Source organism: Alkalihalobacillus phoenicis, from assembly GCF_047302405.1.
Taxonomy (GTDB): domain Bacteria; phylum Bacillota; class Bacilli; order Bacillales; family Bacillaceae_D; genus Alkalihalobacillus.
The window spans coordinates 591,992-618,949 of record NZ_CP154853.1 but is presented as its reverse complement, the minus strand read 5'-3'; the positions used below and the strand labels follow the sequence as shown (position 1 = coordinate 618,949).

Genomic DNA, 26,958 nt, shown 5'->3' with positions numbered 1-26,958 from the left:
TTGTGAACAATAAATGACGCATTCACTTAGTAAAATAAGGATTTCTTTGTAAAATAATGAATGGAAACCTTACTACAAACGTCCATTTTCTCATTCCTAGCATATCCAATTCGACAATTTTTATCCGACCTAACCATACCCCCATCTGATTTTATCACACTCTTTATAATAATTCTAATTAAATCACTATCTTTTTTCATGAGTTAAATGAGGTACGATGAATAGACAATTTGAATATGTCGTCATTATTTAATTCGTGCTTCTTCTCCAACCAAAATAGACTGTTGCGATCCTAATCGATCGCAACAGCCTTTTCTCATAACTTATTTCCCAATGTAGTGGAGGATTTTTCGCCATGCTTCTTCTTTACCGTTTCCTGTTTCTGAAGAAAATAAGACGACAGGATCTTCAGGATGTTTATTCAATTCCTTTTCGATCACTTTTTGATGCTTCTGCCATTTTCCTTTAGGAATTTTATCACTTTTAGTAGCGACGATAATGACAGGAATCTCAAAATGTTTGAGCCACTCATACATGAGCTTATCATCCTGTGATGGTTTGTGGCGAATATCAATCAGTTGAATAACTGCCTTCAAAGGCTCGCGCGATTGTAAATACGTTTCAATCATACGCCCCCATGCTTCACGTTCTTTTTTTGATACTTTGGCAAAACCATAGCCAGGAACATCGACGAAGTACAACATTTCATTCACCATATAAAAGTTTAATGTTTGGGTTTTCCCTGGACGTCCTGACGTTCTCGCTAAAGCTTTACGGTTAATCATCTTATTAATAAAAGATGACTTTCCAACATTTGATCGACCGGCTAAGGCGACTTCTGGTAGCTGTGTATTCGGATATTGTTCTGGTTTCACAGCAACCGTGGCTAATTCTACATTTGTAACCTTCATTTTTTCTCTCCCAATGCATGTTTTAGTACTTCATCTAAATGAGCTACTAAAATAAAGTCTAAGTCTTTACGAACACTTTCTGGTACATCTTCTAAGTCTTTTTCATTATCTTTCGGAATAATAATCGTTTTCAAACCAGCCCGGTGAGCACTCATCGATTTTTCCTTCAATCCACCGATCGGTAACACACGCCCACGTAAAGTAATTTCTCCTGTCATTCCAACTTCTCGCTTAACAGGTCGGTCTGTCAGAGCAGAGATAAGAGCCGTCGCCATCGTGATTCCAGCAGAGGGGCCATCCTTAGGAGTCGCTCCTTCTGGAACATGGATGTGAATGTCATTTTCTTCATGAAAATTCGGATTGATTTCTAATTCAGAAGAACGAGAACGAATATAACTAAAGGCTGCTTGAGCTGACTCTTTCATGACATCGCCTAGCTTCCCTGTTAATGAAAGTTTCCCTTTACCCGGTGCAAGCGATACTTCTATTGATAACGTATCTCCACCAGCTGTTGTATAAGCAAGACCTGTCGCTGCCCCGATTTGGTCTTCTATTTCTGCTAAACCATAGCGGAAACGAGGTTTACCGAGCATTTCTTCGACCATTTTTTCATTAACGGTTACCCGCTTTTTATTACCTGATACAATCATTTTTGCTGCTTTACGCGAAATCGCCGCTAATTGGCGTTCAAGTGTCCGTACACCAGCTTCTCGTGTATAGTGGCGGATTACTTTTAACAGTGCTTCATCATTAATTCGTAACATATTACCTGTTAGCCCGTGATCTTTTCTTTGTTTTTTTTGCAAATAGTTTTTCGCAATTTGCATTTTCTCAAGCTCTGTATAACCAGCAATCGTAATAATTTCCATACGGTCTAATAACGGCCCAGGAATAGTACCAATATTATTTGCTGTCGTCACAAACATCACTTTCGACAGATCATAAGGCTCCTCAATATAGTGATCACTAAACGTATTATTTTGTTCTGGATCAAGAACTTCTAATAAAGCGGAAGATGGATCCCCTCTAAAATCATTTGCCATCTTATCGATTTCATCTAATAAGAAAACGGGATTTACGGTTTCCGCCTTTTTCATTCCTTGAATAATACGTCCAGGCATAGCTCCAACATATGTACGACGATGTCCACGAATTTCCGCTTCATCTCTTACCCCACCAAGAGAGATGCGTACAAATTTACGACCTAATGATCGAGCAATGGATCTGGCAAGCGACGTTTTCCCAACACCAGGAGGTCCAGCTAAACATAAAATCGGCCCTTTTAATTCTCTTGTTAGCTGTTGAACTGCTAAATATTCTAAGACACGCTCTTTGACCTTTTCTAAACCATAATGATCCTTATCCAAAATTTCTTCGGCGCGAATCACGTCTAATTGATCGGTCGTTTCTTTCGTCCATGGCAATTGAATAAGCCAATCTAAATAGTTTCGAAGGACAGAGCTTTCCGCTGCATTTGCTGGCATCTTTTCATATCGGTCCAGTTCCTTTAACGCTTTTGTTAAAATAGACTCTGGCATATCCGAGTTTTCAATCTGACTTCTTAAAGTGGCAACTTCACCAGTACGCCCTTCTTTATCACCCAGCTCTTTTTGAATGGCCTTCATTTGCTCACGTAAATAATATTCTTTTTGCGTTTTCTCCATTGATTTTTTGACACGTTGACCGATTTTCTTTTCTAATCCAAGGACTTCTTGTTCATTATTTAAAATTTGAATCAAATGAATGAGTCGATCTTTAACAGAAGTAATTTCTAAAAGCTGTTGTTTTTCCGATAATTTTAACGGTAAATTAGCAGAAACGACATCCGCTAGACGACTCGGCTCACTAATTTCTTTAATCGTTTGGACCGTTTCAACAGAGATTTTTTTTGAGACCTTTGTATATTGCTCAAACATTGTTAGCATATTACGCATAATTGCTTGAACTTCTGGAGATTTATAAGGATCTTCATCTTCCAGAAGGTCCATTTCAACTTCTAAATAATCCTCATTGTCTAAAAATTGACTTATTTTGGCTCTCGATAATCCTTCAACATGAACTCGAACTGTGCCATTAGGTAATCGTAAAAGCTGACTTATCTTTGCTAGTGTTCCGATTGAATAAATTTCTTCATCTTTTGGATTATCTATTGAGATATCCTTTTGTGTTGCTAATAAAATTTCATGGTCACTATCCATAGCGCTCTCTAATGCCTGAACTGACTTTGCTCTTCCTACATCAAGGTGTAACACCATTGATGGAAATACCAGAAGTCCGCGTAAAGGCAGAAGCGGAATTTGCCGTTTCCTATTTTGTTCGACCATCCGCATACACCTCCATCTTCCTGTTTCCAAATTTCTCCTAACTCATTGGCTCATTTTTGCTCTAATCTTTCTCAATTTTATCTTATCCCCATACCTTTGTCTAATCTAAATAAGCGTTGATACACTCTCCATTGGGTTAATCGCTGGAATGATCTCTTCCTCTTCTTCCACACGCTCAAGAGCTAATTCTAATACTTCATCTAAATTCTTCACAGAAACCACATCAATGCCGTCAATTTGCTTTAATAACGCTTGCATATTCTCTTCAGGCACAATAACGGTTTTCACACCCGCAAGTTTAGCGGCTTCGACTTTGGCAACCACACCACCGATTGGTTTAACCGCACCGTGGATCCCTAATTCTCCTGTCATTGCAATAGTATGCTTCACTTTAATCCCTTCAATGGCCGAGTAAATGCCTGTCGCAATGGCAATTCCAGCAGATGGTCCATCAACAGGAGCTCCCCCTGGAAAATTGACATGGATATCATAGTCAGAAGTCGGGATTCCCATTCTTCTTAAAACCGTCACAACATTTTCAACCGAGCCTTTTGCCATACTTTTTCTTTTAATGGAACGCGACTGATTTCCGGTATGCTCTTCTTCGGCAATCCCCGTAATATTAATTTGACCATTGCCTTTGTTTTCAATCACATTCACTTCCAATTCAAGTAAGGCACCCATATTTGGACCAAAAACGGCTAAACCATTCACAATTCCGACTGCGGATTCATGATGAATTTGTTTTTCTGGACGCGGGCTCAATTGACTGGCATGTAAAACCCATTCAACATCATCCAGCAATATTTCTTTTCGTCCGCTCGCTAATGCCACCCCAGCCGAGATTTGCACGATATTGACAACCTCACGACCATTTGTCGCATATTTCGCGATTTTTTCGAGGGCTCCTTCTTCTGCGGTATATTGAATTTTTTGAATCGCTTTTTCTGCAATCTGTACGATTTCATTAGGTTTTAATGCATGAAAATAAACTTCTAAACACCGGGAACGAATCGCAGGTGGAATTTCATCCGGTCGTCGCGTCGTCGCTCCAATTAACCGAAAATCGGCAGGCAAACCATTTTGAAAAATATCATGAATATGCCTTGGAATGGCTTGATTTTCTTCACTATAATAAGCACTTTCTAAAAAAACTTTTCGATCTTCAAGTACCTTTAACAATTTATTCAGCTGGATAGAATGCAATTCCCCAATTTCATCGATAAAAAGCATGCCTCCATGTGCTTTCGTAACAGCCCCGTGTTTGGGCTGAGGAATACCAGCTTGCCCCATCGCACCAGCCCCTTGATAAATCGGATCGTGCACTGAGCCAATTAAAGGATCGGCAATTCCACGCTCATCAAAACGGGCTGTAGCTCCGTCTAACTCAACAAAAACGGCATTTTGTCGAAATGGTGATTCACAATTTCGTTTCGCTTCTTCCAAAACTAATCGGGCTGCTGCTGTTTTTCCCACTCCCGGAGGTCCATAAATTAAAACATGCTGAGGGTTTGGCCCACACAATGCAGCTCTTAATGTACGTATGCCTTCTGACTGACCCACGATATCATCAAAACTAATCGGCCTTACTCTTTCTGCTAAGGGCTCACTTAATGAAATAGAGCGCATTCTTCTGAGCTGCTCCATTTCCTTTTTGGATTCTTTATCTATCGAAACACGACCATTCCGTTGACTCTTAAGCAAATTAAAAAAATACAACCCAATGACAATTCCAAAAAACAATTGAATTAACAACGCAATCCCTGTCCAATTCATGACTTTTCCTCCTACATCGTTACTCGTTTTTTATAGTATGACCGCTAACATTTCAGCTAACCACACTATCAGGACTGAAAACGTTGTAACTAAAGGAAAAAAATGCAAGAAAGACATGAATCAAAACTCCATTAAAGACGAAAGTATCAAAAAAGACAAGAAAACCACGGGGAGTCTGTCTTCACTCACCGTGGTTTTTCTATTAAGCACTTGCCTATTTGAATTAAGCACTCTCTTTAGGTTCTGTTTTGGTTAATGTGATCTCAGAGCCGTCTTCCGTTTTCAAGATTGGGGCGGCATTTTCGGTAACACATTTATCATGAATGATACATTTTACGACATCATCACGTGATGGAAGGTCAAACATTACATCTAACATCAATCCTTCAATGATGGAACGAAGTCCACGTGCCCCAGTCTTTCTTTCAATCGCTTTATTTGAAATCTCTTTTAATGCTGCATCCGTAAATTCTAACTCAACATCATCAAGCTCAAGCAATTTTTGGTATTGCTTTACGAGAGCATTTTTTGGTTTTGTTAAAATTTCCACTAAGGCATGAACATCTAAAGGTTCTAAGCTTGAGATAATCGGTAAACGGCCGATAAACTCAGGAATTAACCCAAAACGAAGTAAATCTTCAGGTAATACTTTCCCTAAATATTCACCTGGCTTTAAGTCTTCCTGCCTAGTTTCAGAACCAAAGCCAATGACCTTTTTACCTAATCGACGCTTAATAATTTGCTCGATTCCATCAAACGCTCCTCCACAAATAAAGAGAACATTTGTTGTATCAATTTGAATAAATTCTTGATGAGGGTGCTTTCTTCCACCTTGTGGCGGTACACTAGCTGTTGTACCTTCAAGGATTTTTAATAAAGCTTGTTGAACCCCTTCACCTGAAACATCTCTTGTAATGGAAGGATTCTCAGATTTACGAGCGACTTTATCAATCTCATCAATGTAAATAATGCCTTTTTCTGCTTTTTCCACATCGTAGTCAGCCGCTTGGATTAATTTAAGGAGAATATTCTCAACATCTTCCCCTACATAACCTGCTTCTGTTAATGAAGTTGCATCAGCAATCGCAAATGGTACATTTAAAATACGTGCTAATGTTTGAGCTAACAATGTTTTCCCACTACCAGTCGGCCCAATCATACAAATGTTACTTTTAGAAAGTTCTACTTCTTCAGAGCGGTTAAGAGCATTGATACGCTTATAATGATTATAAACAGCTACCGATAATGATTTTTTGGCTCTTTCCTGACCGATAACATAATCATCTAGGATGGAACGAATCTCAGAAGGTTTTGGAACTTCTTGAAACTCAACTTCTTCTTCTGTTCCGAGTTCTTCTTCTACAATTTCTGTACAGAGTTCAATACATTCATCACATATATACACACCTGGTCCAGCAACTAGCTTACGGACTTGGTCTTGAGTTTTCCCACAAAAAGAACATTTAAGTTGCCCTTTTTCATCATTAAATTTAAACATTTAATCACCCCTCAGAAATATTGTACCATTTCAAACCATTATTTTCTTCATTTTGGTCTTGTATAACACGGCTCGAAAATTGCACAGCATTTCTAGATTATCTAGATTTGTCGAGATTTTCAGCTATTGTAACACAGAACCTGGAAAAGAAAAACTAATCTCTCTTCTTATGTATAGATGTTGCTTGGAGAGCAAAAATAAAGTCATCTAAAATACAGATACTCAAATTTAAAGATATTACTTATGTGTATGTGTGGATTTATAATAAATTCAAGATCCAACCTTGAAAATCCTTTTTTTCTAACTAAAGATCTTCAATTACAATCTCCAATCATTTTTGGCGAAACGGCTTCTTCTCAGCTTGTTCAATTCAAGCCTTACTCATACATTCCAAAACGAGAAAAGATGATAAATTTTATCTTTTTATATGATGGAAAAACAAGGTACGATTTCAGCTCGCACCTTGTTTTTACTTTATAGTGAGCTACCTTATTCAAGCATCTCTATATGGAAATGGAATTACTGAGCAGCTGCTACTGTTTTGCTTTCTTCTACTAGAAGCTCAACAGCTTTTTGGACTCTTAGGTCACCTTTGATTGCTTCGTCTCCACCTTGTGCAGTTAAAATAGCTTTAATTTCTTCAACAGAACGTTGGTACATCTCAGCCATCTTCTCATATTCTTTTTCAACATCTTCTTCGCTTACTTCAATCGCTTCTGCATTTGCAATCGCTTCTAGCGTCAAGTTCACACGTACACGTTTACCAGCATCCACTTGGAATTGTTCACGTAATGTCGCTTCGTCTTGACCAGAGAATTGAGCATATAACTCTAAGTTAAGACCTTGAGTTTGTAGACGTTGTTCAAATTCTTGAACCATACGATCTACTTCTGTCGCAACCATTTCTTCTGGTACATCGATCGTTGCATTGTCAGCCGCTTTTTCGACTACTGTATCACGTACTGCATGCTCTGCTTGATGCTTCTTATCATGCTCTAATTTTTCTCTTAATTCTTTCTTTAATTCATCTAAAGTTTCAACATTTTCATTTGCATCTTTTGCAAATTCATCATCTAGTTCTGGAAGCTCTTTACGTTTAATATCGTGTAACTTCACTTTAAACGTCGCTGCTTTACCAGCTAAATCTTCAGAATGATACTCTTCTGGGAATGTTACTTCCACTTCTTTTTCTTCACCAGATTTAAGACCAACTAATTGCTCTTCAAACCCAGGGATGAATTGACCAGAACCGATTTCTAATGAATGGTTCTCTGCTTGACCACCATCAAACGCTTCGCCATCAACAAAGCCTTCGAAATCGATAACAGCCGTATCACCTTCTTCAACTGCTCCATCTTCCACTACAACTAAATCAGCTTTACGCTCTTGTAAGCTCTTTAGCTCAGCTTCTACTTCTTCATCTGTTACAGCTGTATCTACCTCTTCTACTTCTAGACCTTTATAATCGCCTAAAGTAACTTCAGGTTTTACGATAACTGTTGCTTTAAAAACAACACCTGTCTCTTTACTAATTGTTTCAACATCAATTTGAGGCTGAGCAACTGGCTCAATACCTGCTTCTACAATTGCTTTTGGATATGCTTCTGGAAGCAATACATCTAAAGCATCTTGATATAGTGATTCTACACCATATTTCTTTTCGAATAATGGACGAGGCATTTTTCCTTTACGGAATCCTGGTTCATTAACTTTCTTGACAACTTTTTTAAAAGCAACGTCAAGTGCTTCCTTAAATTTTAGAGCGTCCACTTCAAAAGTTAAAACTCCTTGATTTCCTTCTTGCTTTTCCCATTTTGCAGTCATTACTTTCCCTCCAACTATATACATCTTCGTTTCCGAACATTTACTCATAATTTCAACGTTGACAACCACATCATTATAACATAAAGCCTATTCTTTTCAAATAAATTTACTAGAACTAACATGGTTTACTAGGAATTACCCTTTTTGTTATGTTTTTATAAGTGAAATCCATTTAAATCAAAACCTTGATACGATTTCATTTCAATCACTTCTACTAATTGCACATATTCATCTAATTGGTGAGCGGCCTTATTTGAAATCGATTCAACCCACTCTTCATTTATTTCCATTCCCATTCGATTCGAAACCACAATATAAAAAACAGCGGCCCATAGCTTAGCCTGTTTGGGCTCTGGAGAATATGGATAGATGGCATACATATGAGCCCAGCATAGTTGATTCGCCATTTCTAAAAGATTCGGATTCTCATGTTCAAGAAAATCACTTAACAAATGAATAATTTCCTTCGCAAAAGGCTGCTCATAAACAAGCGGTAATTGATTCGGGATAACGGTTTGATTCATCCCTAACTTTTTTATATGTATACTTTCACTGACACCAAAATTATGTAAGGCTTCTAACGCGATTGAACGTAATAAAAGATCGTGTTGTTCTTCTTGAACATAGGAGATAAAGGCTTCTATAACATACGGTTTATTCATTGTTTTTAAGATTTGTATAGCTTGTCCTTGTAAGCTCACATTATCTGATTGCAACATTGATAAAACATGTTCATTTACCTCATCCTCACGTTCGGTAAACGTCGTGAAGGTATCGTCATTTGTCATTTGTCTACTAAAATGAAGCAACTGATAAAGCGATTCTGCATGTTGAGAAGGCAATCGATTTTCTGCTAAAACCGCATCTAATAAATGAACAACCTCGTGGTACCGAGCTAATTGAACGAGTAAAGAAATATGTACTTGCAAATTATCATAATAATCACCAATATCTTCATGTAACAAGCTCGTTGTCTGTTCAACCGCTTCCTCAAGCCGCCCTAACTCAACTAAACATAAGACTCTCCCAAAACGAACCTGTGGATGGTCTGGTTCATAATTTGCCGCTTCATTAAAGAGTTCATAGGCTTCTTTTGGTTCTTTTTCCTTTAATGATCCCATCCCTTTCTCTATTAATCTTCGCACGAGACCTGGGTATGGAATTATTTTTGATTTATTTATCTTTTCTCGTTTTTCATCCATATACTTTCTCCAGTTTTGTGACCTATAATGATTCGTTTTTTAATATGTAAGATGATTTTAATTAGTTTATCAAGAGAAGTGAGCAAACACAATCAAATTCCCTCTTTTATTAGTATACCATATTATGACAACGCTTTCTTTTTCTAGGTGAACTTATATCCCACCTTCTTTATTAGTTTATATTTAAATCGATTAAATGAAGGTTGGGTTGTTTGGATTTTTTCACATCAACCCCGACAAGATGCCAAAAGCACCGTTCGATCTCACTAACACTAAAAGCTGTCCCTCAACATTTTGTTTATTTCAGGACAGCTTTGATTCTTTAGAGCATGTGAGTTTGTTCAAATTTTGCAATCTCGGTCTCATATCTTAACGTCAAACCGATTTCATCCCAGCCGTTAAGTAGCATTTCTTTCCAATAAGGGTCAATTTCAAACGATGCCTCAAAATCAGCACCCGTTATTTTTTGCTCCTTCAAATCCACTTTCAGCTCAAACTCATGCTCCGCTCCAAGCTCCAATAGTTCATTTGTTTGTTCTTCATTTAATCGAATCGGTAACATACCATTTTTTACACAGTTATTATAAAAAATGTCGGCAAAACTCGGAGCAATGACAACCTTGAATCCATAATCATGTAAGGCCCAAGGTGCATGCTCACGTGAAGAGCCACAACCAAAATTATGGGCCGCCACTAAAATGGATGCTCCTAATGCATGTGGTTTATTTAATTCGAAATCAGGATTAGCTTGCCCATCCTTTAGAAAGCGCCAATCATAAAATAAAAATTGACCAAAACCAGTTCTTTCAACACGTTTCAAAAATTGTTTTGGGATAATTTGATCGGTATCCACATTCACACGATTTAGTGTCGCTATTTTCCCTTCATGAATCACTAACGGTTCCATCGCCTACTCCCCCTTACCCATTTGCTTGTGATTGTGTTTTTAACTTCCTTACGTCAATAAAATGACCAGCAATTGCAGCTGCTGCAGCCATCTCTGGACTCACTAAGTGTGTTCTAGCCCCTTTTCCTTGCCGCCCTTCAAAGTTCCGATTCGAAGTGGAAGCACACCGTTCTCCTTCAGGCACAACATCCGGATTCATACTTAAGCACATACTGCAGCCCGAATCACGCCATTCAAAACCCGCATCAATAAAAATTTGGTTCAAGCCTTCTTCTTCGGCTTTTTTCTTTACTTTCTGAGAACCTGGCACAACCAGTGCTCTTACTCCATCAGCCACCTTATGTCCTTTTACAACATTGGCCGCAGCCCGAATATCACTGATTCGTGAATTTGTACAGGAACCGATAAACACATGTTGGATTTTAATATCACTAACAGGCGTATGTGGCGTTAACTCCATGTATTCAAGTGCTTGTTCAATCGAGCGTCTATCCGTATCATTTTTGCCATCTGTCGGAGCGGGAACTAGTTGGCTAATCCCCACGCCTTGGGAAGGGTTCGTTCCCCATGTAACCATTGGTTCAATCTCAGCCGCTTCAATGACAACAGAGCGGTCATAGCTCGCCCCTTTATCTGAGGCAAGTTTTTCCCATTCCTCTACTGCCTTTTTAAACGCTTCTCCTTTTGGAACTTTTTTACGTCCTTCTAAATAATCAAATGTCACTTGATCCGGACTAATTAATCCTGCTTTTGCTCCAGCTTCAATTGACATATTGCAAATTGTCATCCGTTCTTCCATCGTCATCCCACGAATGGCTTCTCCCGTAAATTCAATAACGGAACCAGTACCGACATCGACGCCGAATTTTGAGATAATCGCTAAAATCACATCTTTTGCTGACAACTCAGAACTTAGCTTACCATTGATCCGAACTTCCAATGTTTTCGGTTTCGATTGCCATAATGTTTGAGAGGCTAACACATGTTCAACCTCACTTGTTCCAATTCCAAAAGCTAAAGCCCCAAAAGCACCATGGGTAGACGTATGACTATCCCCACAAACAATCGTTTTGCCAGGCTGAGTTAAACCAAGTTCCGGACCGATAACGTGAACAATTCCATTATCAGGGCTCTCCAAATCGGCTATATCAACCCCAAAATCACGACAGTTTTCTTTTAAGGTCTCCATTTGTTTTCTTGCAATCATGTCTGTTATGTCATAACGGTTAACAGTCGGTACATTATGATCCATCGTCGCGAATGTTAAATCTGGTCTCCTTACCTTACGCCCAGCAAGTCTAAGACCTTCAAACGCTTGTGGGGATGTTACTTCATGCACCATATGCAAATCAATATAAAGAAGACTTGGTTTCCCCTCTTCTGCCATCACTTCATGCTTTTCCCAAATCTTCTCGATGATTGTTTTCGCCGCCATTTGCTCTCCTCCTTATTCCCTTTTTTCTGTATTGCTTCTTATTTAATTATACGTACGCTTTTTCTTTTAATTGTGCGATAACTTTTTCCGTCATTTCATCAGTTGATAAGGCTTTTCCTCCACCCAACAAGTCGCTCGTACGCTCGCCTTGCAAAAGGACAGAGTCAATCGCTTCTTGGATCGCATCTGCTTCTTTCTCTAAACCAAACTCATATTTAAGCATCATCGAAAGCGATGCAATTGTGGCTAATGGATTAGCTAAACCTTTTCCCGCGATATCTGGAGCCGAGCCATGAATCGGTTCATACAATCCAGGTCCATCTGCTGATAGGCTAGCTGATGGCAACATTCCTAACGAGCCTGTTAACATCGACGCCTCGTCACTTAAAATATCCCCAAACATATTTTCTGTGACTATAACATCAAATGATTTTGGTGAGCGAATTAGTTGCATAGCGGCATTATCTACAAGCATATGCTCCAATTCAATGTTTGGAAAATCTTTAGCGACCTCATTCGCGACCTCTCTCCATAAACGACTCGATTCTAAAACATTCGCTTTATCTACAGAAGTCACTTTTTTACTTCTTAACTCTGCTAACTCAAAACCCTTTCGAATGATTCTTTCAATTTCACTTTTACTATAGACTAATGTATCAATCGCTGTTTCTTCACCGTTTATTTCTTTTCGTTCTCTCGGCTCGCCAAAATAAATACCGCCGGTTAGCTCACGGACAATCATGAGGTCCACACCTTCAATGATTTCCTTTTTTAAAGTTGATGCTTCTGCTAAGCTTGAAAAAGCAGTAACAGGGCGTAAGTTGGCAAATAATTGCAACGATTTCCGTAACCCGAGTAAGCCTTTTTCTGGACGTTTATCCCCAGGAAGGGTGTCCCACTTCGATCCTCCAACAGCTCCTAATAAAATCGCATCACTCTTTTTACATAATTCAACCGTTTCAGCAGGTAAAGGTTCCCCTGTTTCATCTATTGCACAACCACCGATTAAGCCTGTTTCATAAGTAAATCGATGCCCGAAAATTTCTGCTACTTGGTCAAGCACTTTTAACGAAGATTGAACAACTTCTGGCCCGATACCATCCCCTGGGAGAACGGCTATTTTCTTTTCCATTTCTTTTCCCCCTCATAATTTGTTAACTTTCAGTCATTTTGAAAAAGAACGCCCTGGAGCAAGCTGGAAACACAGCTTCCAAACTACTCCAAGACGCATCGTCATTCATTCGCTTCTTTTTGAAGATTTACTTTTTACTTAGCTTTTTACAGGGCTTTTTGTTTTATTTTTAACAAATGGCATCATTTCACGTAGTTCACGTCCAACTACTTCAATTGGATGTTGGCTTTCCGCTCTAGTGATTGCTGTAAATTCTGGACGATTGGCTTGGTTTTCTAAAATCCAACCTTTAGCAAATTTTCCTGTTTGAATATCAGTTAGAACCTTCTTCATCGCTTTTTTCGTTTCATCTGTCACAATTTGAGGACCTGCTACATAGTCACCCCATTGTGCCGTGTCTGAGATTGAATAACGCATTGTTTCAAGTCCACCTTCATACATAAGGTCAACAATTAATTTTAGTTCATGTAAACACTCAAAGTAAGCTACTTCTGGTTGATATCCTGCTTCTACTAATGTTTCGAAACCAGCTTTTACAAGCGCTGACGTTCCTCCACAAAGTACTGCTTGCTCACCAAAAAGATCTGTTTCTGTTTCTTCTTGGAAAGTTGTCTCAAGAACACCAGCACGGGCGGAACCGATCACTTTCGAATAAGCTAGAGCCACTTCTTTTGCTTGACCTGTCGCATCTTGGAAAACCGCAATTAAGCCTGGAACCCCTGCTCCTTCTTCAAATACACGACGCACTAAGTGACCTGGTCCTTTTGGTGCCGCTAAAAAGACGTCTACATTAGTTGGTGGAACGATTTGATTAAAATGAATATTAAAACCGTGTGCAAATGCTAATGTTTTTCCTTCTGTTAATACTGGTTCAATTTCATTTTTATAAACCGTTGGCTGTAATTCATCTGGCAATAAGACCATGATTAAATCCGCTTGCTCAGCCGCTTCATTTACTGGATACACTTTAAAGCCATCTTCTACTGCTTTATCCCATGATTTCCCTTGGCGAAGACCGATAATAACGTCGACTCCACTTTCACGCATATTTTGTGCATGGGCATGACCTTGTGAGCCATATCCGATAACTGCTACTTTTTTCCCTTGTAAAACCGCTTCATTAATATCCCCATTGTAATAAACCTTTGCCATGATAATCTCTCCTTTTAATTTCAGTTCATTTTTTATAGTAGAATCGTACACAATTTATGTTTGCTGGTTTTAAGGTAGATTGATTAAATCAGCAAGCGCTAGAATGTGAACGGTAGTTCTTAAGATAATATTTTGTTCCTTTTAATGAATCAATGTTAATCGACTTGATTCCGTTGTCGATTTTTTACTGCCCCGATTAAAGGCGGTAATACCTGTTCGAGCTAAATCTCGGATTCCATACGGTCTTAACAAATCAATAAAAGTTTCGACTTTTTGATAGTCTCCCGTAATTTGAATCGTCATCGACTCACGACCAACATCTAAAATGGAAGCTCGAAATGGATTGACAAGTGCCGCTACTTCAGCACGCTGCTGTGGAGTAACAAGAATCTTAATAAGAGCCAGTTCACGAGCAATAATCGGTTCATCCGTAATGTCTTTCACTTTTAAAACATCGACCTGCTTATTCAACTGCTTTGTCACTTGCTCAATATTGTCCATGTTGTCAACCTGAACAACGAAGGTCATGCGAGAAACAGCTGGATTTTCCGTCACGCCAACGGTAATACTTTCAATATTGTAATGACGCCTCGCAAACAATCCTGTAATTCGATTTAAAACACCAGAACTGTTATTCACTAGAGCGGTTATCGTTCTTTTCATGGCTTTACTCCTTCCATTTGATGAATTCCTTTTCCTGGTGAAATCATTGGATACACATTCTCTTTTTGAGCGACACGGAAATCCATTAAAACTGGGCCTGGATAATCCATCATTTCTTTTAAAGCTGTTTTTACTTCTGATAGCTTTTCTACCTTCATCCCTTTAATGTCATAAGCCGATGCTAATTTGACAAAATCCGGTTGAATCGGGAAAAGAGAGTTTGAATAGCGCTCCCCATGGAATAATTGTTGCCATTGACGAACCATTCCTAAAGCGGCATTATTGACGATCACAATTTTGACTGGTAAATTTAGCTCTTGTAAAATCGAGAGCTCCTGGGCCGTCATTTGGAAGCCAGCATCACCAATAATGGCTACGACCGGTAAATTTGGTTCGGCAAACTGAGCCCCAATCGCCGCTGGAAAACCAAAGCCCATCGTCCCTAAACCACCAGAAGTTACCCAACGATTTGGTTTATTAAATTTGTAATACTGGGCCGACCACATTTGATGCTGACCAACATCAGTTGTGACCACAGCCTCACCTTCTGTTATTTCATGAATATATTCGATCAGTTGCTGAGGTTTGATCGTTTCTCCATCTTCTTTATACCAAAGTGGATATTCCTCTTTTAACTGCTTTAAATCAGAACGCCAAATCGCACTCTTACTACATTCACCATCCGCGGCAATAAGAAGCTTCAAGGCTTCTTTTGCATCACCGACGACTGGAATATCAGCATGAACATTTTTACCGATTTCAGCTGGGTCAATATCAATATGCACAACCTTTGCCGTTGGGGCAAAATGAGCTAAATTCCCTGTTAAACGGTCATCAAAACGAGCTCCAATATTAATTAATAAGTCCGTCTCATAAATGGACATATTCGCCGTATACGTCCCGTGCATACCTGCCATTCCTAAAAATAATTCATGCTCACCTGGGAATGAACCTAACCCCAAAAGAGTGTTTGTTACAGGAATCTTTTGCTGCTCAACATATTGCAAAAGTTCTTCCGCTGCGTGGGCATGTAAGACACCAGCACCCGCTAGGATAAGTGGTTTTTTCGCTTCACTAACCGCTTCTACCACTTTTTTAATCTGTAATTTATTCGGAATAAAAGTAGGTTGATAACCTGGTAATTCCACTTCCTTCTCGTAATTGAATTCCCCTTGCGCTAGAGAAATATCTTTAGGGAGGTCAATTAACACCGGCCCTGGACGTCCTGTTGTCGCAATATGGAAAGCTTTTTTTATAATATCTGGAAACTCATCTACACTTCGAACTTGAAAGTTGTGCTTCGTAATCGGCATTGTAATCCCAATAACATCGGCTTCTTGGAAAGCGTCTGTTCCAATAACAGATGTTCCCACTTGACCCGTAATAACAACTAGCGGCAACGAATCCATCATCGCATCGGCAATCCCAGTTACAACGTTTGTTGCCCCTGGTCCAGAAGTAACGACACAGACACCTGGTTTCCCAGATACTCTTGCATATCCTTCCGCAGCGTGAATCGCCCCTTGTTCATGGCGAGCTAAAATGTGACGAATCCCCGTTTTATAAATTTCATCGTAAGTTGGTAGGATCGCCCCGCCTGGGTAACCGAAAATCACTTCCACTCCTTCAAGTGCTAGAGCTTTAATGAGCATACTAGACCCTGACATTTTTTCATTTTCTACTTTTACTTGTTGCTCCTCTTTTTTCACTTGCGTTTTCATCTCTTTTCCTCCTCTTTTCAATCTAAGGCGAAGTACGTATTGACTTTCTCAAGACGACCTCTTGTTCTCATGCTTCTAACTGGGATAGCAAGATTAAACGTTCTTCTAAACTACTTTTAAAAAATGAATGTCAGAAAACCAGACAAAAAATGAATAAAAAAAACCTTCCCACCCCATAGCAGTCGTATCTAACGACTAACTGAAGGGGCGAAAAGATTTATCTTTCCACGGTACCACCCTTGTTCATCAAGTTTCCTTGATCTTACGGATGAACAAATCGTTCATCTCATTTTAATAACGAGTGCTGTGTACACCCGGTCAATCCTAGTAGACTAAGCTTACGTTCAGATCGACACTCCGAGGGGACTTTCATCATATGTGACAACACCGCTTTCCAGCAATCACGGCTCTCTGTAGAAGTCCAGACATATAACTACTTTACCTCTTCAACGTTTGTTTTTTATTAGATTTTCATGACTCCACCAGTATTGGCAGAAGTCACTAATTTCGAATAACGAGCTAAATAACCTTTTTTCACTTTCGGTTCTGGTTCTACAAAACCTTCTTTACGATTGGCATGTTCTTCCGCACTAACTAACCATTCAATCGTCCGATTTGTTAAGTTGATACGGATCTTTTCGCCATTTTCAATAAAAGCAATCGGTCCACCTTCAGCGGCTTCTGGGGAAATATGACCAATTGAAATCCCTCTTGAAGCTCCTGAGAAACGACCATCTGTAATTAAAGCTACCTTCGTGCTTAACCCTTTACCTGCAATCTTAGAGGTTGGTGCAAGCATTTCTGGCATTCCCGGTCCACCTTTTGGTCCTTCATAACGAATGACTACCACATGGCCTTCTTTAACTTCTCCATTATCAATTCCCTCTTGTGCTTCTTCTTGAGAGTTATAAACGATGGCCTCCCCTTCAAATACTTTAATAGAAGGATCAACAGCTCCGACTTTTATAACCGCTCCATCTGGTGCGAGATTACCATATAGTATCGATAATCCGCCAACTGGACTATACGGGTTATCTTTACGACGAATGACATCATCATTTGTAATCTCTGCGTCTTTCACATTTTCATATAAACTCTTACCAGTAATCGTCAAACGCTCAGGATGTACGGCCCCTTCTATGCTACAAAGTTCCTTAATAATGGCACTAACTCCACCAGCATGATGGACATCATCCATTGAATAATCAGAAGCTGGACTAATCTTAGATAAATATGGAACTCGTTCAGCTACTTCATTGATTCGATTTAAGTCATATTCAATCTCTGCTTCATGAGCAATCGCTAATGTGTGAAGAACTGTATTGGTCGAACCACCCATTGCCATGTCTAAAGCAAATGCATCATCTATTGTTTCCTTCGTCACAATATCACGAGGACGAATGTCTTTATCTATTAAGTTCATTAAATGCTTTGCCGCATCTTTAATTAATTTGTGACGCTCATTAGAGGTCGCAACAATTGTTCCGTTTCCTGGTAAAGCTAAGCCGAGCATTTCCATAAGGGAGTTCATCGAATTCGCTGTAAACATCCCAGAACAGGAACCACATGTTGGACAGGCGCTTTGTTCAATTTCGAGCAATTCTTCCCTTGTCATTTTTCCTGACGAGAATGCTCCAACTCCTTCAAAAACAGAAACTAAAGACAAGCTTTCACCATCTTTTGTTCGACCTGCTTCCATTGGACCACCTGATACAAATACAGCTGGCACATTCGTTCTAACTGCCGCCATTAGCATACCTGGGGTAATCTTGTCACAGTTAGGTATATAAAACACACCATCAAACCAGTGAGCATTAATAACTGTCTCCGCTGCATCACAAATGATTTCACGACTTGGTAATGAATACCTCATTCCGATATGTCCCATCGCAATTCCATCGTCAACACCTATCGTATTGAACTCAAATGGAATCCCACCAGCTTCACGAATCGCTTCCTTTGCCACCTCAGCAAATTTATTCAAATGCATATGACCAGGGATAATATCTATATAAGAATTACAGACACCGATAAACGGTTTATCCATATCCTCTTCTTTTACACCAGCAGCACGAAGTAGACTTCTATGTGGCGCCCTGTCAATCCCTTTCTTAATCATGTTACTTCTCATTACTATCTCTCCCAATCTGTTGCATATTCTCATATTATCTTTATTCTAAATATTCCTTCTTTTTCTAGTGTCATTATTCTATTAGGAATTAGATAGAATGTGTGAATCAACTTATACTTACTATTCGGAAAATTAAGACCGTAAATTAAGTTGAATATCCTTCTTGAGAGGACAAATGTTCTTATACATTGAATTATTTATTATTGAAATTAATGATACGCTGATTCTTCCTTATGGTCAACCACTTTTATTAAAATAATTAGACAATTTTGATTATCTCTAATACTTGAATGCGTTTACATGTTGAAGTAGCAAAGATCGGTGGACATTTCACTATTTTAATAAAAAAAATACCATTCATTTTTTAACCTTAGATAATCGAAGAAAAAGAAAAGAATTAGCGTTTGTCCAGTGAACAATTTGCCAATTTGTCAGATCAAAAAAGAGAGATTTTTACAAAATTAAAGCCGTGTAAAATAAAAGTTTTTGGACAAACTATAATTGGGTGATAAACATGAGCGTACGCAAACGATTTTTTCAACGAATATACTTTACAAAGAAACTACCGTTCATAAGATTAAGATCAAACAAAAGAGCTTCTCTTATTCTTGTGAAGGACCGCTTCAACGACTGTAAGACAGAAGCCGAAAAACTACTCTACCAAAAACTTTTTTCTGAGCTATATTATCCAACACCAAGAATGTATGTAGGTGGAATTCAAATTAATATTGCTCTCGTCCCATATCGTCTGGCTTTTGTAGAAGCTTGCAGTAAAGAAAAAGAAAAACGCATTATCAAACAGCTTCGAAAAAAGAGGTGGCATGTGCTTTTTTATGATCCGACACAGATAACGAATGCTGAGTTATGTGATGAGTATTTGGCCAAACAATCGAATCTACCAGCGATATATGGTTTGGTACGGTTTTAAATTTGGATAGCTAAACAGATTTCTACCCCAAAACGATGTGAAAAGTAGATGGTAACCTCTTATTCAAGAGTTCATCTGCTTTTTTCATATTGTCTAAAAGTGTCAGGGCTTTAGGTGTTGACGGACAGAGTGCTTTTTTATGGAGGCGTATGAGTTTTTTGTCGAATAAAATGGTTCATTTTTCTTCACAAAATACTCATAGGACAACCTCTATTGTGGAAAGACTAGAACTATGACAGTGATTCAAACTTTTGATTGAAGGGAGGTTACTTCATGAAATTTTACTTTAATAAGGAGGATGGTAAAGGTCGAAAACGAGAAACGCATATCGAACTGCCCGCACAATTTATCATAGCAATCGCAACGGCAACAGGAACACTCATCACGATTTTGCTTAACTTATAGTCTAAGAGCCGTACAAGGTAAGAGTCTTGTACGGCTAACCATTCTTAAACTCGCTCTAATGGCTTAAATGGTTTTTCAGGCAGCTGAATATGAATAGAATCACCTGGACAAATAGATCCACCTTCTAATACAATGGCCATCACTCCTGCTTTTCGAATCAAATTCCCATCCTGATCCTTATCCAAAACAGCTTTCATTAAACCAGATTGAAACTGATCAATTTGTGCACACGGATTACGTAAGCCCGTTAGTTGAATTTTTACGGTAGAGCCAATTCCTAAAACCGTATCAACCGGTAATTTTAAGAGATCCACTCCGGTAGTCGTAATATTTTCTCCCATTTCACCAGGTTTGATCAAAAATCGCTCCTTTAATTGCTCAAACAATTCAGCTTGAAGCAAATGTACTTGTCTTAAATTAGGTTGATTTGGATTTTGAGCGACTCTCGAGCGATGTTTGACTGTAGCTCCAAAATGGGCATCTCCTTCTACTCCTAACCCTTTCACTAAATGAATCCTCTCTCGATTTTGTTTACTAAAAGTATGATGTTCGCTTAAGCTTACAGCAAGTACACTTCCAATCATATCTCCCATATCCTCAGCCCCTTAGATTTTATCTTCAATCAAGATGTTTCTCCGCCCGTCTCTAGATGTACTCATACAAAATATAGCATACTATGGTAGGAAAAATACCACATTTCAATGAAAATAGAGCCCCCTAGCTAGAAACTTTAAAAACCCCTATACAAATAATAGAGGTTCCATCCAAATGACTTTTTCATTTTAAAAATTCCTTTAAAGCTGGGACAAGTTGTTTCGCTTCATACTGACCTTGTTCATATAAGTGCATGAGCTTTTCACGACTTCTTTCAACACGACCCACTTCTAATTTTTCTATTGGGCTAATCACAAAAATATTTCCTTTTTTCTCTTCCTCCCGAATGTATTGAAGGGTCTCATTATACACATGATGTCTTTTTGCGACAGCGTTTATGAGCCCGGGATAAATCCGGTATTTTTTGCGGAAATACCATCCGAAAGATTGAGGTTTTTTGATATAATCACGATTTTGAGTTAATACAACCACATTTTTTGTGTTCCCTTCTCTAACCGATTGTTTAATTGGAATTGGGTCTGAGATGCCACCATCCATTAAGATTCGCTCATCAAAAGGAACAACGGGAGCAACAAAAGGTAACGAACTCGATGCTCTTAAAATCGTTAATAAGTCTTTAGGAGCATGTTTTTCTGATTTTTTATAATAAACCGATTCCCCCGTCATACAATCGGTTGTTCCAACGACAAATTCTTCTTCCGCCTGACTATAAGCATCAAAATCATAAGGAGCCAATTCATTCGGTAAACGCTCAAACAGAAAGTCCATACCAAAAAGCTCTCTTTTTTTCACATAGTTTCGAAATGATAAATATTCGGCATGGTCGAGGAAATCCATATTGACCGCTCGATTTCGATCCTTTTGCCTCGAAATATAAGAAGAGCCACTACAAGCCCCTGCCGAAACTCCAATCACATAAGGAAGATAGATTTCCTCATCCATTAAAAGTTTAAGAACACCCGCCGTAAAAACACCACGGCTCCCGCCACCTTCTAGCACTAAACCAGCTTGAACCATATATCAAAACTCCTTTTCTTTCTGTTCATACAAAGTTTATTATAACAAATATTGTCAGAAGCAAGGAGAAATATGCTTGAGTTTAGTAATTAGGAAAAAGTCACTCGTCAACTAAAAAGGACACCATAGGCCAATGAGGCTCTTTTGGTGTCCTTCAACTTTTATTTCTTTGCTTGTTCAATAATTTCTTTTAGCTCTGGTGTAAAACCTTTAACTGCTTGGTCTCCATATACAGTCACAGGCACACCCATAAAACCAAACTTCTCTACTTCTTGTTGGTATTCTTCACTTGCCATCACATCTCTAACTTCGAATGAAACTCCTTCTTCTTCTAACATATTCTTCACATAATTGCACTCGACACAACCATCTGTTGAATAAACAATCACTTGCTGACTCATTAAGCCGTCGCCTCCTGTAAAGCTTTTTTGGTAATTTTCCAATGCGACGTATTCCAAGTTACCTCACCATCATTAAGTAAAAAAACTTGCGGAGATTCATGCTTAATCCCAAAGTCTTCAGCAATTTGGTTGGATACTGGACGATCTTCAATGACATGTACAACTGCAGCAGAAGCATCAGTCTCTTTTACAAACGCTAAAAATTCCTCGTGGGCTTTAGCACTGATCGGACATGTCGTACTATGTTTGAAAAGCAGCTGTTTCCCAGATTGTTTAACAAATTGATTCATTTCTTCGATGGTCGTTAGTTGTTTAATTCCCATTTTAACACCTATCCTTTTTGATCACTTTTTCTTTGTAAGCGGTAAAGCTATAATAATTTAACTGTATCATATTCGAAAAAAAGATGCTTATAATGACTCTGTTACGTTTAATTTTCTTTTTCATTCTCTAATTTATGAGAGCCATCACAATTGGGTAATCTTTTAGATAGTCCACAAATACAATCATTTAACCCTTTTCTTTTGAGTATTCTCTGTATGTTTTTTTCAATTCTTGACTCACGTGTCTTAGACTGTTTTGGGGTAGAAAAATGAAGAATATAGGCCCTTTGTCTCCCAGGAGTCAATTCTTCAAAAGCGATTTTCAAATCTGGATTTTCATTAAATTTATTTTGAAGTTCTTCAGGAATAATAAACTCTTCATGTGTTTTAGTTTTTACTTTCAAACCTGCTTTTTCAACTTTAATCGCTTCATTGATATATTCTTTTAATACGGTTTCCATTTCCGTTATTTCTTGAACATTGTTGAAGCGAATTTGGCGTGCTGACTGTACATTTTTTGTTTGTTGGATTAGAATGCGCTGTGGGTCCTTTAACAAAGCACCTTTTTGAAAAAGAAGGGCACAATATTCTTTAAATCCATGCATTAACACGATGTTTTTACCCTCAATTGTATAACAGGGATGCTTCCACTTAAATTCTTCAGTCAGCTCACAATCAAGCAGAATCTCTCTCAACTTCTCATATTCTTCTTTCCATTTTTCAGCCTTACTTAAAAAGTCATCAACTGTGGGATTTAATCTACTATTTATCATCTATTCATACCTCTCTCCACTTTTTATTCTGCTGAGAGTTATAAGCATTAAAAACGTACATATTACTGTCAACTTTTTATGTTGATACCCTCTTATTTTACAAAATTTAAGCTTTTATGGCAAAACGACACTGAGTCAATCGTTCGCTTATTAATAGAGTTGAGAAAATGATTATGAAAGTAGAGGCAATACAATAAAAAAATTAGTTATACTCCGCAAGCTGCATCCCCTTCGCTTCCTCGGCTTGGTTATTGGCTTCCTGCGAGGGATTCCGCTTGCTCCGTTTTGGTTATAAAAAGGAAAAGATGAGAAGACTGAGGATAATATGATCGACCATATCAGCAATAGTTATCTTCTTACGTTTCAAACAATGTTGGCACAAACATTATCACGTCTTAGTGCATCTGCTCTCGTTAAATCCCAAGACTTACTGTTATAAAAAGCTGCTACTTGTTTATCACGTTTTACCCTGTCATATGCCTTATGCCTATCCTTTTGCTTTTGCTTTTGCTCATAAATGGTCTAGCACGCTGCACACCGTTTCAAATTAATCGATATTCTCTGTCCACAATTGCAGAGCTTTAATAAGGCCACATTAATCACCTCAAAATAAAAAGACATCCAACCGGATGCCTTAATTCATTTAATTTAAATTCTGTTCAATTATATCTACTGGGAAATAATCCATATCCAATTCATTCGTTTCTGATTCTGAACGGTCAATGCTGATTACTCCAACCTCAGTATATTCAATCGTCAATACTTCCCAACCTTCATATATTAATAAAGCATCAGAAGCTTGACTGTATCTTGTAACTGCCATATCTTCTGAAGAAAAAAGCTCATCCTCAGCTAGTTCAATAATCACTTTGATTTCTCCACCTTCAAAAATTAAAGATTGAAGTAAATCATCTTCACCCATACCCGAGAAAAGAATCTCTTCTTCAATTTCATCGACACTTAATTCTTCGACTAACTCTGCCTCATCTACAGCTTCTGGTTCTTCGTCCACAAGAATGTCACCACAAGCAGTTAAAAATAATAAAAAGATTAATAGCAAACACAGTTTCAATTTCATCATAACAGCCCCTTTTTTCTAATCCATGTAAATATTACGGGACTTTCACCAAGTAATAGCAATAAAAAAGCCACCTCATAAATGAGATACCTCAATCTTTAATTATTCCAGTTATAAAATTTAATATTTAATTTTCCCATTACATCTATGAATTTATCATGCATTTCAGTAATGTTACTTTTATAAAGTAAAGCTGATTTTACCCCATCATACACTGACCAAAATTGTCTGATTTCTTCAACTTCGAGACTTTTTTCACTAACATGCCGCCTAGCGTGTAAATAACTATTATGAGACATAGTAATTAGTGCAAGCATTTGTTGATGTGCATATTCATTATTTTGATATTTAGTTGCAAATTCATACGCCATATGAATGTTATGACTAATTTCCAAAAACAAATCTTCTAAATAATCTAGAGCTAAGTCTTTCTTGATATCACCGTACATGAGCCCCCTCCTCTTCGCCATTCTATTCGACAAAAGGGATTATTTTCCTGCATCTAATAAAAAAGACACCCGTTATGGATGTCCTAACTGGTTACTAGCTCTTTTTCTATATTGTTGATTATAATATCTTTTTTACTGATATCATTAGTTTCTTCTCGAATATTCTTTCTCAGAAGTGCCACAAGTTCTTCCTTTGTCATCCTTTTTAGTTCTTCTGACATAATCATCCCTCCGAAACACCAATTGGTGATCTTTTGTGAATACCATCCCTTTGTTTTATCATATCCTCTGTTTCTTTAACTTGCAAGGTCAATCTTTCGACTTCTAGTCTATTCGACCATACATTATATAGTTCGACTAGATTTTTATATGGTGTACCTTCATATCTTAAAATAGATAAGTATTGGTAATTCCACTCTATAAAATTACAATAACTTTTAGAAATTGGAATAAAAACTATTTCCTCATCTGCTAAACCGCAAAGTATGGCAATGCTAAAATACTCTAACCTATTAAAAATATGAATTAAGCCAAGATTTTGCTTCTCAATTACGATTCTTAGCATATCCTCTTCTAAGGAATTGGGGTCAATTTTAAAATCCCTTGTAAATAAGCTTTTGTCATCTTCTTTATCTATTTCCATATTTCTTAAATTTAAAACAAATTGTTCTTCTTCAACTAATATATTATTCGCATAAAGTGATAAATACTCAAGGCTTTTTTCAACAGATGCTCTTTTATGCCTATCGTTTGAATCCTTTTTCATTAAGTCAAGTTGTTCTGAAGCTGATTTAACCTGTTCATTGGTTGAGGCAATTTGTTCTCGAACTAAATCAATATTTTTAGTAGCTAGCTCGATACTTTTATTAGCTACTATTATTTGCCTATACGCAAAATATAACCCAATTACCAGTAGAATTCCACTTAAATAATATAGTATTTCTATCCATTCTTTTACGGTTTCCAATAAAATAAACCCCCAAAAAATCTTTATGAATATTATAAATAATACAACACATCATGACTTTTTTCCTGCATTTTAAAAAAAAAAGAAGAATTTAATAGAAATTTATCAAATAGCATTAAAAAAGTGGTGTTTTTTGACTACTGGTGTAAGCAAAAAGCACCTCGATTCTCTTGAAAAAAAATGACGGGCGCTTTCCCTAATTAAACCTTTTTGAATCTCATTTATGGTAGACTATCATATTAACACGGAAGAGTTCGCATTTGTTCCGCGTTTGATCAATCTGTTCATCTTTTGCAAGGTATTAAATCTTTGTATAATTAACCAATGTAATTTCTCGGTCATCTCCAAACCACTTTTCTTCAATCATCGCTTCTACGTTTTTTATGTCCTTAATGTCACTTATTTAAATTTCATATTCCACTACATCATTTCTAAGGGAGTTCCCATCGCATCCCGCAACAAAAACTACAAAATATATATTCAAATCAAAATTACCTCCGATTCGCTATTTAAGATCCTTTTCACTTAAACTGAATCGCCTCTACCCCAAAAACAAAACTTGGATATCTTCGGTTGCTTGTTTTAAGTATAAAAAACCAATTTTTCAATGCTTTCCCTCTCTGCAATTTGTTTATTTGTCAGCTTAACTGAATTGATATATTTCTTCTCAAGAATGAGAAATTTGATCAATTCATCTTACGTGCACATTGCTTTATAAGCCTTTACCTTCGAATAAATGAACATGACCATAGCGATTGTCTTCGTCCGACTTTTCTTTATAGGCTCAATAGATTTCAAATTGATTTCACCTAAATCTAAGTCCTGAATCGATTTTTTATCAACCTCTAGCAATTCACCTTTAATGTTTTCACAAGGGGCCGACCACTCCCCTATAACTCTCCAAAAGTAAAATCGTATTCTGGTACCGACGATCTCTTTTTGCTTCTTTTTCTGCTAGTTCAGCCATTGCTTTTGCAACAGCTCTTTCTCATTCTTGCATAAGTGACACGTTCTAATTAATTTCCCCGGTACCGCTTTTAGTTAAAACCTTCAGAACCACACTTGCACCGACCAGTTGGCTTTAAGGTTGTTTTACTTACCTTCTTTTCTTGCTTTTGCTTCAGCTCCGCAATTTGCCTGTCCCATTCACTTATTGTCACATGATAGATATCGTCAAGCCATTCAAACAACATGGTCATTTATCTTTTGACTAAAGGACTGTTGTCGTACTTGTTACAAATCTGGCCAATTAATTGCACCACCCACGCCCAGAACCGTTCATCACGCATACCATATTTAATCGCTTGTTGATTGCTTAAATTGATC

24 protein-coding genes and 1 other annotated feature are annotated in these 26,958 nt (G+C 37.8%); of the genes, 2 read left to right on the top strand and 22 right to left on the bottom strand.

What is annotated here, in order from left to right:
* Positions 1-323: 323 nt before the first annotated feature.
* The 13 genes from yihA to ilvD all read right to left on the bottom strand — a co-directional run bounded on the left by yihA (position 324) and on the right by ilvD (position 18,676).
* Positions 324-911, bottom strand: a complete 588-nt coding sequence (gene yihA / locus AA0017_RS02785) for a ribosome biogenesis GTP-binding protein YihA/YsxC (protein WP_413379320.1) — start codon at positions 909-911, stop codon at positions 324-326.
* Positions 908-3,235 (bottom strand): endopeptidase La, encoded by a 2,328-nt coding sequence (lon, locus tag AA0017_RS02780; RefSeq protein ID WP_413379318.1) that lies wholly within the window; start codon positions 3,233-3,235, stop codon positions 908-910. The genes yihA and lon overlap by 4 nt, the downstream gene beginning before the upstream one ends.
* Positions 3,236-3,340: 105 nt before the next feature.
* Positions 3,341-5,011, bottom strand: coding sequence for an ATP-dependent protease LonB (gene lonB / locus AA0017_RS02775; protein WP_413379316.1), 1,671 nt, complete (start codon positions 5,009-5,011; stop codon positions 3,341-3,343).
* A gap of 223 nt (positions 5,012-5,234) precedes the next feature.
* Entirely contained in the window at positions 5,235-6,509 is a 1,275-nt protein-coding gene (gene clpX, locus AA0017_RS02770) for an ATP-dependent protease ATP-binding subunit ClpX (protein WP_413379314.1), read from the bottom strand.
* Between the two features lie 519 nt (positions 6,510-7,028).
* Positions 7,029-8,333 (bottom strand): trigger factor, encoded by a 1,305-nt coding sequence (gene tig, locus AA0017_RS02765; protein WP_413379312.1) that lies wholly within the window; start codon positions 8,331-8,333, stop codon positions 7,029-7,031.
* A gap of 155 nt (positions 8,334-8,488) precedes the next feature.
* Positions 8,489-9,535, bottom strand: a complete 1,047-nt coding sequence (locus AA0017_RS02760; protein WP_413379310.1) for a tetratricopeptide repeat protein — start codon at positions 9,533-9,535, stop codon at positions 8,489-8,491.
* 322 nt (positions 9,536-9,857) lie between these two features.
* Positions 9,858-10,442, bottom strand: coding sequence for a 3-isopropylmalate dehydratase small subunit (gene leuD / locus AA0017_RS02755; protein ID WP_413379308.1), 585 nt, complete (start codon positions 10,440-10,442; stop codon positions 9,858-9,860).
* 13 nt (positions 10,443-10,455) lie between these two features.
* Positions 10,456-11,877, bottom strand: a complete 1,422-nt coding sequence (leuC, locus tag AA0017_RS02750) for a 3-isopropylmalate dehydratase large subunit (RefSeq protein ID WP_413379306.1) — start codon at positions 11,875-11,877, stop codon at positions 10,456-10,458.
* A gap of 46 nt (positions 11,878-11,923) precedes the next feature.
* Positions 11,924-13,009 carry a 3-isopropylmalate dehydrogenase gene (leuB, locus tag AA0017_RS02745; protein WP_413379304.1) on the bottom strand — a complete coding sequence of 362 codons (1,086 nt, stop codon included), beginning with the start codon at positions 13,007-13,009 and terminating at the stop codon, positions 11,924-11,926.
* 138 nt (positions 13,010-13,147) lie between these two features.
* Positions 13,148-14,161, bottom strand: coding sequence for a ketol-acid reductoisomerase (ilvC, locus tag AA0017_RS02740; RefSeq protein WP_413379302.1), 1,014 nt, complete (start codon positions 14,159-14,161; stop codon positions 13,148-13,150).
* Positions 14,162-14,302: 141 nt separating this feature from the next.
* A complete protein-coding gene (ilvN, locus tag AA0017_RS02735; protein WP_413379300.1) occupies positions 14,303-14,824 on the bottom strand; it encodes an acetolactate synthase small subunit in 522 nt (173 codons plus the stop codon).
* Positions 14,821-16,545, bottom strand: coding sequence for an acetolactate synthase large subunit (gene ilvB / locus AA0017_RS02730; protein ID WP_413379298.1), 1,725 nt, complete (start codon positions 16,543-16,545; stop codon positions 14,821-14,823). The genes ilvN and ilvB overlap by 4 nt, the downstream gene beginning before the upstream one ends.
* Before the next feature lie 200 nt (positions 16,546-16,745).
* Positions 16,746-17,004: a binding site (T-box leader), on the bottom strand.
* 4 nt (positions 17,005-17,008) lie between these two features.
* The gene (gene ilvD / locus AA0017_RS02725; protein WP_413379296.1) at positions 17,009-18,676 is read right to left on the bottom strand and encodes a dihydroxy-acid dehydratase; all 1,668 of its coding nucleotides are present in this window, start codon (positions 18,674-18,676) and stop codon (positions 17,009-17,011) included.
* 514 nt (positions 18,677-19,190) lie between these two features.
* Between ilvD and AA0017_RS02720 the strand changes: the two genes are divergently transcribed.
* Entirely contained in the window at positions 19,191-19,604 is a 414-nt protein-coding gene (locus AA0017_RS02720) for a hypothetical protein (protein WP_413379294.1), read from the top strand.
* Between the two features lie 273 nt (positions 19,605-19,877).
* Positions 19,878-20,009, top strand: a complete 132-nt coding sequence (locus tag AA0017_RS02715; protein WP_268746794.1) for a hypothetical protein — start codon at positions 19,878-19,880, stop codon at positions 20,007-20,009.
* Positions 20,010-20,053: 44 nt separating this feature from the next.
* Here AA0017_RS02715 and AA0017_RS02710 read toward each other — a convergent pair whose 3' ends face one another.
* From AA0017_RS02710 to AA0017_RS02670, 9 genes are all read right to left on the bottom strand, one after another.
* Positions 20,054-20,593: an MOSC domain-containing protein gene (locus AA0017_RS02710; protein ID WP_413382343.1), complete on the bottom strand. Its 540-nt coding sequence runs from the start codon at positions 20,591-20,593 to the stop codon at positions 20,054-20,056.
* A 193-nt stretch (positions 20,594-20,786) separates the two neighbouring features.
* Complete coding sequence (locus tag AA0017_RS02705) at positions 20,787-21,641, bottom strand: patatin-like phospholipase family protein (RefSeq protein ID WP_413379292.1); 855 nt, start codon at positions 21,639-21,641, stop codon at positions 20,787-20,789.
* Between the two features lie 161 nt (positions 21,642-21,802).
* Positions 21,803-22,042, bottom strand: a complete 240-nt coding sequence (locus tag AA0017_RS02700; protein WP_413379290.1) for a glutaredoxin family protein — start codon at positions 22,040-22,042, stop codon at positions 21,803-21,805.
* Positions 22,042-22,365 carry a bacillithiol system redox-active protein YtxJ gene (ytxJ, locus tag AA0017_RS02695; protein WP_413379288.1) on the bottom strand — a complete coding sequence of 108 codons (324 nt, stop codon included), beginning with the start codon at positions 22,363-22,365 and terminating at the stop codon, positions 22,042-22,044. The genes AA0017_RS02700 and ytxJ overlap by 1 nt, the downstream gene beginning before the upstream one ends.
* 107 nt (positions 22,366-22,472) lie before the next feature.
* Positions 22,473-23,138, bottom strand: coding sequence for a DUF1801 domain-containing protein (locus tag AA0017_RS02690; RefSeq protein WP_413379286.1), 666 nt, complete (start codon positions 23,136-23,138; stop codon positions 22,473-22,475).
* A gap of 643 nt (positions 23,139-23,781) precedes the next feature.
* Positions 23,782-24,216: a hypothetical protein gene (locus tag AA0017_RS02685; protein ID WP_413379284.1), complete on the bottom strand. Its 435-nt coding sequence runs from the start codon at positions 24,214-24,216 to the stop codon at positions 23,782-23,784.
* Between the two features lie 98 nt (positions 24,217-24,314).
* Positions 24,315-24,665 (bottom strand): hypothetical protein, encoded by a 351-nt coding sequence (locus AA0017_RS02680; RefSeq protein ID WP_413379282.1) that lies wholly within the window; start codon positions 24,663-24,665, stop codon positions 24,315-24,317.
* Between the two features lie 83 nt (positions 24,666-24,748).
* Positions 24,749-24,886 (bottom strand): hypothetical protein, encoded by a 138-nt coding sequence (locus AA0017_RS02675; RefSeq protein WP_413379280.1) that lies wholly within the window; start codon positions 24,884-24,886, stop codon positions 24,749-24,751.
* A gap of 2 nt (positions 24,887-24,888) precedes the next feature.
* On the bottom strand, positions 24,889-25,632 hold the full coding sequence (locus AA0017_RS02670; RefSeq protein ID WP_413379278.1) for a hypothetical protein: 744 nt from the start codon (positions 25,630-25,632) through the stop codon (positions 24,889-24,891).
* Positions 25,633-26,958 lie beyond the last annotated feature (1,326 nt).

Excerpts from the sequence above, each read along its gene's own strand:
- leuC (WP_413379306.1), bottom strand. The coding sequence starts at position 11,877 with ATGGCGGCGAAAACAATCATCGAGAAGATTTGGGAAAAGCATGAAGTG.
- lon (WP_413379318.1), bottom strand. The coding sequence starts at position 3,235 with ATGGTCGAACAAAATAGGAAACGGCAAATTCCGCTTCTGCCTTTACGC.
- ilvN (WP_413379300.1), bottom strand. The coding sequence starts at position 14,824 with ATGAAAAGAACGATAACCGCTCTAGTGAATAACAGTTCTGGTGTTTTA.
- clpX (WP_413379314.1), bottom strand. The coding sequence starts at position 6,509 with ATGTTTAAATTTAATGATGAAAAAGGGCAACTTAAATGTTCTTTTTGT.
- AA0017_RS02720 (WP_413379294.1), top strand. The coding sequence starts at position 19,191 with ATGAGCGTACGCAAACGATTTTTTCAACGAATATACTTTACAAAGAAA.
- ytxJ (WP_413379288.1), bottom strand. The coding sequence starts at position 22,365 with ATGGGAATTAAACAACTAACGACCATCGAAGAAATGAATCAATTTGTT.
- lonB (WP_413379316.1), bottom strand. The coding sequence starts at position 5,011 with ATGAATTGGACAGGGATTGCGTTGTTAATTCAATTGTTTTTTGGAATT.
- ilvB (WP_413379298.1), bottom strand. The coding sequence starts at position 16,545 with ATGAAAACGCAAGTGAAAAAAGAGGAGCAACAAGTAAAAGTAGAAAAT.
- ilvD (WP_413379296.1), bottom strand. The coding sequence starts at position 18,676 with ATGAGAAGTAACATGATTAAGAAAGGGATTGACAGGGCGCCACATAGA.
- AA0017_RS02760 (WP_413379310.1), bottom strand. The coding sequence starts at position 9,535 with ATGGATGAAAAACGAGAAAAGATAAATAAATCAAAAATAATTCCATAC.
- AA0017_RS02680 (WP_413379282.1), bottom strand. The coding sequence starts at position 24,665 with ATGTACGGTGATATCAAGAAAGACTTAGCTCTAGATTATTTAGAAGAT.
- AA0017_RS02705 (WP_413379292.1), bottom strand. The coding sequence starts at position 21,641 with ATGGTTCAAGCTGGTTTAGTGCTAGAAGGTGGCGGGAGCCGTGGTGTT.
- AA0017_RS02685 (WP_413379284.1), bottom strand. The coding sequence starts at position 24,216 with ATGAAATTGAAACTGTGTTTGCTATTAATCTTTTTATTATTTTTAACT.
- leuD (WP_413379308.1), bottom strand. The coding sequence starts at position 10,442 with ATGGAACCGTTAGTGATTCATGAAGGGAAAATAGCGACACTAAATCGT.
- AA0017_RS02710 (WP_413382343.1), bottom strand. The coding sequence starts at position 20,593 with ATGATTGGAAGTGTACTTGCTGTAAGCTTAAGCGAACATCATACTTTT.
- AA0017_RS02675 (WP_413379280.1), bottom strand. The coding sequence starts at position 24,886 with ATGTCAGAAGAACTAAAAAGGATGACAAAGGAAGAACTTGTGGCACTT.
- tig (WP_413379312.1), bottom strand. The coding sequence starts at position 8,333 with ATGACTGCAAAATGGGAAAAGCAAGAAGGAAATCAAGGAGTTTTAACT.
- yihA (WP_413379320.1), bottom strand. The coding sequence starts at position 911 with ATGAAGGTTACAAATGTAGAATTAGCCACGGTTGCTGTGAAACCAGAA.
- AA0017_RS02715 (WP_268746794.1), top strand. The coding sequence starts at position 19,878 with ATGAAATTTTACTTTAATAAGGAGGATGGTAAAGGTCGAAAACGAGAA.
- AA0017_RS02690 (WP_413379286.1), bottom strand. The coding sequence starts at position 23,138 with ATGATAAATAGTAGATTAAATCCCACAGTTGATGACTTTTTAAGTAAG.
- AA0017_RS02700 (WP_413379290.1), bottom strand. The coding sequence starts at position 22,042 with ATGAGTCAGCAAGTGATTGTTTATTCAACAGATGGTTGTGTCGAGTGC.
- ilvC (WP_413379302.1), bottom strand. The coding sequence starts at position 14,161 with ATGGCAAAGGTTTATTACAATGGGGATATTAATGAAGCGGTTTTACAA.
- leuB (WP_413379304.1), bottom strand. The coding sequence starts at position 13,009 with ATGGAAAAGAAAATAGCCGTTCTCCCAGGGGATGGTATCGGGCCAGAA.